Source organism: Rhodothermales bacterium (genome assembly GCA_013002345.1).
Lineage (GTDB): Bacteria > Bacteroidota > Rhodothermia > Rhodothermales > JABDKH01 > JABDKH01.
The window spans coordinates 1-12186 of record JABDKH010000123.1 but is presented as its reverse complement, the minus strand read 5'-3'; the positions used below and the strand labels follow the sequence as shown (position 1 = coordinate 12186).

Below are 12186 nucleotides of genomic sequence, written 5' to 3'. Positions count from 1 at the left end.
CATTTCCCGCAGGGTGTAATTAATACAATCGAGGTCGCTGATGTCGAGGCGACGATCTCTGCGGTCGAGGATTCCGGTGGGGAGAAGGTTCATGGTCCTGAAGCGATTCCAGGCGTCGGGTTGCACGCGTACTGCTCCGATCCGGAGGGCACGATCTTTGGCGTGCTTCAGTCGACGACATGAATTGGGAGCGGGGTGCCGCGCCGGGTCGCGGCAGGATGCGTAACGCTTGTATCGAACGGGCACAGCTATGCCCGTTATTGCATTGAATACTTTTTCGGATCGAGGGACCAGAAACGCGCCATGAATGTCAGGCTGTTTATTGGCACCCGCAAGGGGCTCTTTGTTGCGTCATCTTCCGACAGGTCGACGTGGACCATTGCAGGGCCGCATTTCAAGGGATGGGAGGTGACCGCCGGCGGCCGAGCACCTGGCGGCACATACGTTGCAGCGACGACGAGCTTCGTGTACGGCCCGGCGATTCACACGAGCGTCGATCTGATATCATGGAAGCAGTTGGAGAATGGTCCGGCGTTTCGTCCGGAGTCAGGCCGATCTCTCAAGCAGATCTGGTTTGTCAGGCCGTTAGAGAGCGTCTGGTATGCCGGAGTATCGGAGGCCGCGCTCTTTGAGACCCGGGACGAGGGCAAGTCGTGGCAACCGTTGGACGGACTGAACGAACATCCTACCAGGTCCAGCTGGCAGCCTGGCGCAGGAGGGCTTTGCGCACATTCGCTCCTGATTGATCCGAAGTATTCGCAACGGATGTGGTGCGGGATTTCAGCTGTGGGCGTGTTCCGAACGGAAGACGGGGGCCGCACATGGACCCCGCGTAATCGCGGAGTGACATGTGCCGTTCTGGACAAGGAGCATTCCGACATCGGGTATTGCGTTCACTCGCTTGCGGCCGATCCGAGCGACGCAGACCATATTTACCGGCAGGACCACAAGGGCATGTACCGATCGCGGGATGGCGCGGACACCTGGGAGCTCATCGAGGAAGGCTTGCCGTCCGGTTTCGGATTTCCGCTCGCGTTGGATCGCAGAACCGGGTACGTGTATGCGTTCCCTCTCGAAAGTGACGAATACCGTATGCCGCCGGCTGGGAGCGCCCGCGTGTATCGGTCGACGGATCGCGGCGAGTCGTGGCAATCTCTTGCGAACGGACTCCCGCAGAGCAATGCGTACATGACCGTGCTTCGAAGTTCAATGGTGGCGGATTCCCTTGACGAGTGCGGTGTGTACTTCGGAACGACATCCGGTCAGGTCTTCTACACCAGAACCGCAGGGAAGGCCTGGCAGCGCCTTCCGGCGGACTTTCCACGCATCCACTTTCTCGAGGTCTTCGCGGACTGACGTGCCGACGGTCCCGGTCCATATCCCGTCGCTTCTGGTCCATATCGCCGGGGTCCAGGGTCCATTGTCGGGTGAGGGAGATACGGTCCGCGCGGTATTGACGGACTTTCTCGACAAGGTTCCGTCCCTTCGTGTTCATCTTTTCGACGAGACGGGCAACTTGCGGCCTCACGTGTTGTGTTTTCTGAACACTACGAATACGCGTTGGCTGGATTCGCTCGAGGAGCCGGTGCGCGAAGGGGACGAGCTGACGATTCTGCAGGCCGTTTCCGGCGGGTAGCTGGATCGCAATCTTCCTGCGATCGTTCTGCCCAACGAGGCATAACATGGGGGTCGCGTCTTTCTGCAACAGGTCAGGCGAGTTGTCATGTCTTGATTGCGTGTGACAGGCTCGCGCCACTGGACTATCTTTCCCCAACAGGGGATAACGGGGTTCGTGCGTCCGCATCACAGCAGTCCGCACCGCATCGATAATCCGCCGCCGTCAGGTCTCAGCCATCAACACCTCGCAAAGCTATACCATGAAGCGACTTGGCCTGGCCGTACTCATCACGATGTTTTCCGTCCCAATGACCGCGGACCTGGCTGCTCAGGATGCCGCACGGACTCGTCTTCTGCCGCCCGAGCGTCCCTGGTCGGGCGAAAGCGAGAACCTCGTTGTCGCTCATGATCACCCATGGATCACACCTTCCGAGCAGACGGATCTGACCGAGACACCGCGCTATGATGAGACCGTCGCATGGCTGAAGCGTCTTGTCAATGCGTCGCCGCAATTGCATCTGACGTCAATCGGCCGTAGCGCAGAAGGGCGTGACATCTGGATGGTCATCGCTTCGCGAAACGGGGAGGATTCGGTAGAGCAACTCCGGCAGTCGGGGCGCCCACTCCTGCTGGCACATTCAGGAATTCATTCCGGAGAAATCGATGGCAAAGACGCAGGCCTGATGTTGCTGCGCGACATGACTGTCGTGGGTACAAAATCTGAGCTGCTCGACCAGGCTAATCTGCTATTCATCCCCATCCTGAGTGTCGACGCTCACGAACGCTTTTCTGAATTCAGCCGCATCAATCAGCGCGGGCCACGCGAGATGGGCTGGCGTACGAATAGTCGCAACCTGAATCTGAATCGCGACTTCACCAAACTTCAAACCGAAGAAGTGCGAGCGCTGCTTCAAGTCATCAACACATACGGTCCGGACCTCTACCTCGATCTTCACGTCACCGACGGCGCAGACTATCAGTATGACGTCACGTACGGATACAACGGGCCCCATGCATGGTCACCCCGGATTGCATCGTGGCTTGATTCCCGCTTTCGGCCGTCCATCGACTCGGCACTGACCGCGATGGGGCACATACCCGGCCCGCTGCTCTTCGCGGCGGATGGTCGGCAGATGACCAGTGGAAACTACTGGTGGACAGCGGGGCCGCGCTTTTCGAACGGCTACGGTGACGCACGCCATCTGCCAACCGTCCTCGTCGAGAATCACTCGCTCAAACCGTACCGTCAACGCGTTCTCGGAACCTACGTCTTGCTCGAGTCAACACTCCGGTTGCTGGCCAGCGATTTCCGTTCGCTCCGTGCTGCCGCAACCGCGGATCGCGCATTAAGAAAGGACACGCTCACGCTTGCCTGGACAGTACCGGACGAAGAGTCGACCGGCAGCTCATGGACCGTAGCATCCACGACAGTTTCGCGCACAATGCATCTCAAAGGAATCCGATCGGAGCTGCGGGAGTCGCCGATTACCGGTACCGACCACGTCGCATGGACCGGTGAACCGGTAAACTCAGAGATTCCGGTCTTCCCGATGGTGGCTGCCTCTACCATTGCGGGCCGACCAGACAGGTACTTCATTCCGGCGGGCTGGTCCGAAATCACGAGGCTGCTGGAGTGGCACGGCGTGCATGTCGATCACATTTCACAACCGACGACCGTGCAGGCAATCATGACGCGCATTCCCGATGCGATGATCGAACCGCAGGCATTCGAAGGTCGGGCGAGGGTGACTCCCGGACAAGTTGTTACGGAACAACGCGATATGACGCTTATGCCGGGCGCGGCTGTCGTTTCCACCGATCAGGAGCTGGGCGACCTCGTCATGCTGCTGCTTGAACCAGAGTCGCCGGACTCCTTCCTTCAATGGGGATTTTTTCTGGAGATTATGCAGCGGACCGAATACGTCGAAGGCTACATCATGGAGCCGATGGCGCGGAAGATGCTGGAAGAGGATGCGGGATTACGAGCTAGGTTCGATGACATGCTGGCAACGGATTCGACGTTTTCCGCCAGCCCTCGCGCGCGACTGCAGTGGTTCTACGAACAGACGCCGTTCTACGACGATCAATACAAGCTGTACCCCGTCGGGCGTTCAATCGACTGATCGCCGTGACGAATGGCTGCGAAGATCGGTAGGCAGTGGCGCCCTTATTCCTGCTTCGACAGATCTTCGAGACTATGCCGGATCTGCCTCGACAACCGCGGTGTCGCCGACGACCCGTCTTGCGTCCGCCGCGGATTCGCGTTCGATTGCATCGTGGTCCTTTGTCTTGGTAATCGGGGCCACGAGCGAATACATGACCGGCACGAGCAGAAGCGTCAGGAATGTCGAGAACAGCATGCCGCCGACCACGGCGATTCCGAGTGGCTGTCTTGACTCACCCCCGGCCCCGAGGCCCAGAGCAATGGGCAGCACGCCGAAGATGGTGGCGAACGACGTCATGAGAATCGGTCTCAGGCGAATCTCGGAGGCTTCACGAACGGCGTCGAAGACGCTCTTACCCTGACGGCGAAGCTGGTTCGCATATTCGACGATCAGGATCGAATTCTTTGTGACCAGCCCGATAAGCATGATCAGTCCGATCTGCGAGTAAATGTTGAGGGTCTGGCCTAGCACTTCCAGAGACAGCAGTGCGCCGAAGACGGCGAGAGGAACTGCCAGCAGGATCGTAAACGGGTCGATAAAGCTTTCGAACTGGGCCGCAAGCACCAGGTAGATGAAGAGCAGAGCAAACACAAAGAACGAATACAGCTTTGAGCTCGCGGACCGGAACTCCAGAGATTGTCCGCTCAAGTCTGTTGTCAGATCGTTCGGCAGGACCTCGGCTCCGATTCGATCGAGATCCTCGAGCGCCTGTCCCAGGCCGACGCCCGGCGCCAGATTTGCATCCAGCGTAACGGAGCGTTTGCGATTGTAATGGTTGAGCGCCTTGGGAGCTGCCGTCTCCTGAAGGCTGACCACACTTGCGAGTTGCACCAGGCCGCCACCGCCTCGAAGGTAGATCTCCTCGATCGTGTCCGGTGTCGAGCGATTGGACGGTTTCATCTGTGCGATGACGTCGTACTGCTTCGCACCCCGCTTGAACTGAGTGACAACCTTGCCGCCCAGCATCATCTCCAGGGTAGACCCGATGTCCGTCACCGAGACGCCCAGACCAGCCGCCCGGTCTCTGTCAATCGTCAGGTCGAGTTGAGGCTTGTTCAGTCTCAGGTCGGTGTCCATGTTCACCATGTAGCCGAGTTCACTAGCCCTGGCCATCATCTGGCCTACCGCCTGGTTCAACTCGGTATAGTCGTCTCCCTGGACCACATACTCGACCGGCTTCGAACCGAACTGTCCCCCAAGGCTGGCGGGATTGATCAGGAAGGCAAGTACGCCGGGAATCGATATCAGGCGCGGGAAGAGCGATGCGACGATTTCTTGCTGCGTTCGATCCCGGTCGCCACGAGGTTTGAGCCGCAGAAACACGAATCCGTTCGTTACCTGACCGGGCCCTCCAAATCCGAGTCCAGCAGCCGTGAAGAGCCCCTCGCGCTCCGGAAGATCCAGAAGAACACCTTCGATCTCCCGCATATAGCCATCCATGTACTCCAGCGTCGACCCCTCGGGGGCGAGGACGAACCCGAACGCGATGCTGCGATCCTCCGTCGGGGCGAGCTCGTTCGGCAGGCTCTGGAAAAGAAAGAAACTGGCGGCAACGAGACCTACGGCAACCAGTACCATCATCAACCGATGCTTTAACGCGAAATGCAGCGTCGTGTCGTAGGTCCTCGTCAGCCACTCGAAAAACGCGTCGAACGAGCGGCTTGCCCAGCTGTCACCCGTGCCGTGAAGAGGCTTCAACATTCGTGAACACAACATCGGCGTGAGCGTCAGCGCCACGAATCCGGAGATGGCTACTGCTACGGCCACCGACAGGCCGAACTCATTGAACAGGCGTCCCACGCTGCCGGTCAGGAACGCAACGGGTACGAAGACGGCAACCAGCGCGATCGTTGTCGCGACGATGGCAAAGCCAATCTCTTTGGACCCGTCCAGTGAGGCTTGCCAGCGAGACTTGCCCATCTCCATATGCCGGTAGATGTTTTCCAGCATTACGATGGCATCGTCGACAACCAGACCGATCGCCAGCACGAGCGCAAGCAGCGTCAGGATGTTGATGGTGAAGCCCACGAAGAAGGCGACGGCGAACGTTCCGACGATGGAGATGGGTATCGCGACGCCTGGAATAAGCGTGGCGCGAAAACTGCGGAGGAAGGCCAGCACCACGAATATGACGAGCATCATGGCGATGAAGATGGTCTCGCCAACCTCATTGATCGAGTCGCGAATGAAGACGGAAGAGTCGTATGCCGTCTGCAGCTTCATGCCCGGCGGCAAGACCTCGGACAACACCGGAATTGCGTTCCTCACCGTCTCGGCTGTCGTGACGGTGCTCGACCTCGACTGCTTGACGATGCCGAGTCCGACCGCATTGACGCCGTTGTAGCGTGCAATCGTGCGCTCGTCTTCGGCCCCGATCTCAACCTCGCCGATGTCCCCCAGGCGCACCCGATCGTTCTGATTTTGCAGGACGATGATGTCCGCAAACTCGACGGGGCTTGCCAGCTCTCCTCGCGTTCGTACCGCAAACTCACGCTGGTCGCCTTCCACTCGACCACCGGGTATCTCGGCGTTGGCCAACCTGATGGCGCTCTCAACATCAGAAGTTGTCACTCCGCGGGCGGCCATCCGCAGCGGGTCCAGCCAGACGCGCATGGCGTATCGCCGCTGTCCGCCGATGAAGACCGATCCTATTCCCGGAAGGCGCTGTAGCCGCTCCTTCAAGACGAGCTCCGCCGTTTCGGATAGCTGGAGAAGCGAATGCCGGTCGCTCGAAAGGGCGAGCCAGAAGATTGGCTGCGCATTCGCATCCACCTTCGCGACGATCGGATCCTCCGCTTCACGCGGCAGTTGGCCCTTGATGCGCGACACCCGATCACGCACGTCGTTACCAGCCTCGTCGACATCCCGGCCCAACTCAAACTCGACAGTGATCGACGATCCCTGATCCTGGCTTGAAGATGTAATCGTCTTGATTCCCTCGAGCGTGGCCAACTGCTCCTCGAGGACGTTCGTGATTTCCGTTTCGACGACGCTCGAACTTGCACCCCGATACAACGTTGTGATGGATACGATGGGAGGATCGATGTCGGGATATTCCCGCACGGGCATTCGCGTAAAACCGATCACTCCGAAGAGAATGATCGCGATGCTCATCACGCTGGCGAAAACCGGCCGGCGTATGGAAATCTCGCTGAGTTTCATAGGGGCTTGATGTTAGCCTTCGGTCTGAGGAGGCGCATTTGAAGCTGGGGCCACCCTGGCGCCGTCGAACAGTTTCTGATGCCCGGCGCGGACAATACGATCGCCTACGCTGAGTCCTCCGACGACTTCGACGACATCTGGAAGTCGGGTGCCTAATTCTAACGCCATGCGCGACACGGTACTATCCTCGGCAATCACGAAAACGTACGGCTGGGATCCATCGATAAAGACGGCTTCACTGGGCACGGTTATCGCGTTCGCTCGTTCGCTGAGTACCGCCGCGACGTTCGCCGACATTCCGGGACGGAATTTTCGCTCTGGATTTCTCACACGGGCGACAACACGAGCGCTTCGGGTCGACGAATCCAGGACAGGCTCCACAACGCTGATCGTTCCGAGCAGCTGGTAGTCCGGGTACGCGGTCGTCGAAACGGTGACTTCGGAACCTCGCTCAAGCAAAGACAGATACCGCTCAGGTACGGAGAAGTTGACTCTCAGTTCATCGACCTGTGCCAGCTCGGTGATTGTTTGGCCAGCCCGGAGAAAGGTGCCGGCACTGACCTGTCGTGCACCGACGAGGCCTGAGAACGGCGCCGTGATGACGGTCTTGCTCAGTCGAGTCTTTGCAAGCGAGACGTTAGCCTCCGCCACCTTCAGGCTGGCTGCGGCATCGTCAAGGTCCTGCGGCGCGCCGGCTCCGAGGTCGACAACTGTTTTGATTCGGTTGTAGGCCACCTCGCTCTGATCCCTCAGAGCTTCTGCTCGGGCCAGTTCCGCCGCCAGCTGCGCGTCATCGATCTTGGCGATCAACGCACCTCGCTTTAAGAACCCGCCTTCGTTATACGGAATGCGCTGGATGACTCCGTCGATCTCGGCCGTGACCATGATGGACTCGCCCGCCTGTATGGTTCCCACTGCTTCGAATCGATCGACAACTGTACGGGGTTCTACGACTGCGATTTCGACAGGCGTCGGTGGCATGGTGAAACCGCCACCGCCTTGCTCGTCGGCTCCACATCCGGCGGATAGGGCGAGGGTTGTCGCGACGCCAAAAGCGACAAGGGTTCGTTGGGTCATCGAGTTCACTGGTCTTCGGACCGCTGCTGAGTAGGAAAGGGATATACGCCGGATGTCAGCCGGGAAAGCGAGGCGGCTGCCTTGACTGTGCGAACCAGCGCCTGCGAGTAGCGCTGCTGTGCTGCAGCAAGGTCCGCGCCGAGACGTACAAGTTCGAATGCAGTCGACCGGCCGTTGCGGTATTCGATCAGACCGATACGAACCTGCTCCTGCGATGCGTCAACTCCGCGCCTGGCAATCGCGAGGCGCTGCTTGCCATTCACCAGTTCGCGGTGAAATCTCCGGACCTGCTCTTTGAGCACGCGTACGCTGCCTTCATATCTTTGCTCGGCTCGCTCGACCTCCGCCCGCAATCGATCGATCTCACCACCACGCCTCCGGGGACCGATCGGGATCGTCACGTCAACTCCAACGCTCCAACGGGGGAACTCGAACTCGCCGACTTGCCTGAGCGCATCGGCGAAATTCCCGGCACTGGCGCTTCTGAGTGTGTCGGAGCCGAAGATCACGTCGCGAGCGTCTCCGGACAGTCCGTTGGAACCGAGCGTGCCCACCAGATCCACGCGCGGAAGGCGGTTGCGCCTCTCGGCACGCAGACGCACGTTGGCCTCATCGATATCGCGGCGGGCCATGTCAAGTGCCCTGTTCGCTTCGACGGCTCTTGCCACAAGTTCGTCCGGGTCATCGATTTGCAGATCCGCGGGCGGGCTGTCGACGGGACGGTACCGGGCAATAGCGCCTGAAGGTGACGCGCCAATCAGCGTCACGAGCTGATCCGAAATACTATAGAGGGCCTCCTGGCGATCGATCTCGGCCAACTCCTGCTCGGCCAGAAACACCTTTGCATTCTCGACCTGATTCGGTCCCACGAGGCCGGCCCGGGCGCGCTGTTGAGATTCGGTAAGAAGGGCGGCCGCCCGCTCCCTGATCAGTCCCTGCACCGCAAGGTCTCGCTCTGCAGCATAGAGATCCCAATAGAGTTCCACGACTGCCGCCTGCACCGTGTGTACGGCATCGTCCAGATACGCCTCCATCGACGACTCGCCAAGTCGGGCCACCCGCAAGTCAGCGTCGGCAGCCACTCCGCTGCCAGCGAGAAGGGGCTGGCGGACAGTCAGTTGAGCATAGGTCGTGTACTGGGGATTGAGTGCGGCGAAAGACGAGTTCGTACTTGCCCGGACGGCCTGAAGCGATGTTGACAATTCAGTTCCCGTTGTGAGTCGCGTTCGGAAACCGGACAAGAGGGACGATTGATTGTTGGTGAGGACTGACGCACCGGAGAACGGGGAGGAGGTGGGTACCTCGTCGCGCTGCGTCGCGGCCTCCGAGAAGAATTCCGGGTCGAAGCCACCGCGCTCCCGCCGCGTTCTTCCTCGTGCAGCCGCCAACGCGGCTTGAGCGTCCAGGATAATCGTTGAGTTCTGCATCGCCAGATCGATGGCTTCCGCGAGTGAGAGAGGTTCGCCTTCGAATCGAGATAGGGCTTCCGCCAGGGCGCTGTCTGGAGTCGCAGGCACCTGGGCGACGGTGGTCGACGACACACTTGCGGCGCCGAGCGAAATCACGGCGCACACGCGTGCCAGAAATCGGATAGACTGCATTGATGGTGAAAGGGTGAGGGCAGCAGAATGATATTCAGTCGGAGCGCACTGCTAAACGACTCCAGTCAACAATTGACAGGACTCAACTCATCAACTGACAAATCGTATAATTTCAGTAAACTACCGCTCCAGCGCTACAATCGAAAACCAGTTCTAGTTGCGGCCGCTCACACATCTGTGACGCTGTGCCGGTCGCGGGGTTGTGTTTGTCCCGCAATGGCGTGTAAATATGCGGAGCATTTCGACATCTCCGGAGGCCCACATGGACAGATCGCTTACCGCCCGACTCAGCATCATGATGTTCCTGCAGTTCTTCATCTGGGGGGCGTGGTACGTGACCGTGGGCAATTATATGGCGGCAAACGGAATGGCCAGCTTGACGCACTGGCCGTACACCGTGAATCCGATCGCTGCCATCATTGCGCCGTTCTTCCTCGGCCTGGTGGCGGATCGATATTTCTCGACGGAGAAGGTTCTTGCCGTGCTGCACCTACTGGGCGGCGCCATCATGTTGTTCGTGCCCCAGCTGGTCGCGAACCCGACCATGTTCATCCTGATGCTGCTTGCGTACAACCTGTGCTATATGCCGACGCTCGGGCTTGCGAACTCACTCGCGTTCCACAACATCGACGATCAGGAAAAGCAGTTTCCGCTGATCAGAGTGTTCGGGACGATCGGATGGATCGTTGCCGGCTTTTTCATCGCGATTGTTCTCGGGATGTTTGCCGGTGAACAGCTTCCGGACACGACACCCTTGCCGCTGTACACGACAGGCGTGGCGAGCCTGTTGCTGGGTGTCTACTGCTTCTCGCTGCCGCACACGCCGCCGCCCGCGGCGGGAGAGCACGTATCCGTGCGCAGCATCCTGGGACTGGACGCCTTCAAACAACTCGGGAGTCGACCGTTCTACGTATTCATCGTGAGCTCCCTGCTGCTCTGCATTCCCCTCGCGGCCTACTACAATTTTGCGCCGATCGTCATCAAGAACGCGATCTACGACGTGGGTGTTGATCAGTACGGCAGCGGCTCATCGACGTACTGGATCCTGAGCACGGTCTTCCCGAATCCATCCAGCCTCATGACGCTGGGACAAATTTCAGAAGTCGTGTTCATGCTTCTAATGCCTCTGTTCTTCAGGAAACTCGGTGTGAAGTGGATGTTGACGGTCGGCATGGGAGCCTGGGTAGTTCGCTACATATTGTTCGCTGCTGGAGCACCGGGCAGTGTGTTCTGGATGCTCGCTGGCGGCATTCTCATGCATGGCATCTGCTACGATTTCTTCTTCGTAACGGGACAGATCTACGTCGACAAGAAGTCCACTGCGGCCGTACGCGGGCAGGCCCAGGGATTTCTCGTTTTCGTCACATACGGAGTCGGTATGTTGATCGGAGCCCAGGTGGCCGGCAACATCTTCAATCGCTTCCTCGGCGGGGCAGACGCTCTGAATCTTGCTCAATGGCAGGACTTCTGGTTTGTCCCGGCCGGATTCGCGGCCCTTGTGATGGTGCTGTTTGCCTTTCTGTTTAACGACAAGGTGGACGACGGGGCAGAGACGCCGGCAGCGTAGCTCTCGGACGTTCGCGAAGCACGGCGAGGGACCGATGGACAGACGACAGTTTTTGGTTACCGGTTCAACGGCCACGGGCGCTCTGGTTCTGCTCGGTCCTGGTTGCGTTTCCAGTGACAAGACAGACACAGGGTCCGCTGTAAACGAGAAGGCTGCCATGGATTCGATTTTCGAAATCTCGCTGGCGCAGTACTCTCTGCACCGGGCATACCGTGATGGCGTTCGAGACCCGATGAACTTTGCGGCCGAGGCGCGCGGCGAGTTCGGCATCGGAGCCATCGAGTACCTCAGCAGGGACATGAGGGGGAGAGAAAGAGAGCCGGACTATCTTGCGGAGTTGAAGTTGCGAGCCGACGGCGAGGGCGTTCGCGGGCTTCTGATCATGGTGGACGGGGAAGGAAATCTGGGAAGTAGCGATCCAGGAGTGCGTCGGTCCGCCGTAGAGAACCATTTCAAGTGGGTCCAGGCGGCGAAATTTCTTTCGTGTCACTCAATCCGCGTCAATGCCATGATCAACGCGGAGTCTCTGGCATACGACGCGCAGATGAAGCTATCTGCCGACGGTTTGAGGCAGCTCGTTGAGTTCGCCGCGGGCCTGGAACTGAACGTAATCGTCGAGAATCACGGGGGTCTGTCGAGCAGCGGAGAATGGCTGTCGGGCTTGATGGAGATGGTTGATCATCCTCGTTGCGGAACGTTGCCCGACTTCGGCAATTTCTGTATCGAGGGTTCGGCCTATCCCGTCGATGGATGCAATGTTATGTACGACTACTATCGCGGAGTCGAAGAGCTGATGCCGTACGCGAAGGCAGTCAGCGCGAAGTCGTACGATTTCGACGAGGCTGGAAACGAGACTACCCTGGACTACGAGCGACTGATGCGGATGGTCCTTGACGCCGGCTATCGCGGTTACGTAGGAATAGAGTACGAGGGGAGTGTGCTCTCCGAGGGTGACGGGATACGAGCAACGCGCGACCTGCTGCTCGCCGTGCGAGAG

Annotated in this window: 9 protein-coding genes; 6 read left to right on the top strand and 3 right to left on the bottom strand. The window is 59.2% G+C overall.

Going from position 1 to position 12186, the window contains the following annotated elements:
* From HKN37_06400 to HKN37_06385, 4 genes are all read left to right on the top strand, one after another.
* On the top strand, positions 1–183 hold a 183-nt coding region (locus HKN37_06400), incomplete at its 5' end, for a VOC family protein (protein ID NNE46273.1).
* A 120-nt stretch (positions 184–303) separates the two neighbouring features.
* Positions 304–1356, top strand: a complete 1053-nt coding sequence (locus HKN37_06395; GenBank protein ID NNE46272.1) for an exo-alpha-sialidase — start codon at positions 304–306, stop codon at positions 1354–1356.
* A gap of 1 nt (position 1357) precedes the next feature.
* Positions 1358–1636, top strand: coding sequence for a MoaD/ThiS family protein (locus HKN37_06390; GenBank protein NNE46271.1), 279 nt, complete (start codon positions 1358–1360; stop codon positions 1634–1636).
* A gap of 241 nt (positions 1637–1877) precedes the next feature.
* Complete coding sequence (locus tag HKN37_06385; GenBank protein NNE46270.1) at positions 1878–3740, top strand: M14 family metallopeptidase; 1863 nt, start codon at positions 1878–1880, stop codon at positions 3738–3740.
* A 72-nt stretch (positions 3741–3812) separates the two neighbouring features.
* On the opposite strand, the gene HKN37_06380 is transcribed toward HKN37_06385, so the two are convergent.
* Genes HKN37_06380 through HKN37_06370 form a run of 3 tightly spaced genes read right to left on the bottom strand, consistent with a single transcriptional unit; the run spans position 3813 to position 9622 of the window.
* The gene (locus tag HKN37_06380; protein NNE46269.1) at positions 3813–6944 is read right to left on the bottom strand and encodes an efflux RND transporter permease subunit; all 3132 of its coding nucleotides are present in this window, start codon (positions 6942–6944) and stop codon (positions 3813–3815) included.
* 12 nt (positions 6945–6956) lie between these two features.
* Entirely contained in the window at positions 6957–8021 is a 1065-nt protein-coding gene (locus tag HKN37_06375) for an efflux RND transporter periplasmic adaptor subunit (protein NNE46268.1), read from the bottom strand.
* A 5-nt stretch (positions 8022–8026) separates the two neighbouring features.
* On the bottom strand, positions 8027–9622 hold the full coding sequence (locus HKN37_06370; protein ID NNE46267.1) for a TolC family protein: 1596 nt from the start codon (positions 9620–9622) through the stop codon (positions 8027–8029).
* A 262-nt stretch (positions 9623–9884) separates the two neighbouring features.
* Here HKN37_06370 and HKN37_06365 point away from each other — a divergent pair, with 262 nt between their 5' ends.
* Positions 9885–11189, top strand: coding sequence for an MFS transporter (locus tag HKN37_06365; GenBank protein NNE46266.1), 1305 nt, complete (start codon positions 9885–9887; stop codon positions 11187–11189).
* 34 nt (positions 11190–11223) lie between these two features.
* Positions 11224–12186, top strand: a 963-nt coding sequence (locus HKN37_06360; GenBank protein NNE46265.1) for a TIM barrel protein, incomplete at its 3' end; no start/stop codon positions are given.

Coding starts and splice junctions, on each gene's coding strand:
- HKN37_06385 (NNE46270.1), top strand. CDS start 1,878: ATGAAGCGACTTGGCCTGGCCGTACTCATCACGATGTTTTCCGTCCCA.
- HKN37_06380 (NNE46269.1), bottom strand. CDS start 6,944: ATGAAACTCAGCGAGATTTCCATACGCCGGCCGGTTTTCGCCAGCGTG.
- HKN37_06365 (NNE46266.1), top strand. CDS start 9,885: ATGGACAGATCGCTTACCGCCCGACTCAGCATCATGATGTTCCTGCAG.
- HKN37_06395 (NNE46272.1), top strand. CDS start 304: ATGAATGTCAGGCTGTTTATTGGCACCCGCAAGGGGCTCTTTGTTGCG.
- HKN37_06375 (NNE46268.1), bottom strand. CDS start 8,021: ATGACCCAACGAACCCTTGTCGCTTTTGGCGTCGCGACAACCCTCGCC.
- HKN37_06370 (NNE46267.1), bottom strand. CDS start 9,622: ATGCAGTCTATCCGATTTCTGGCACGCGTGTGCGCCGTGATTTCGCTC.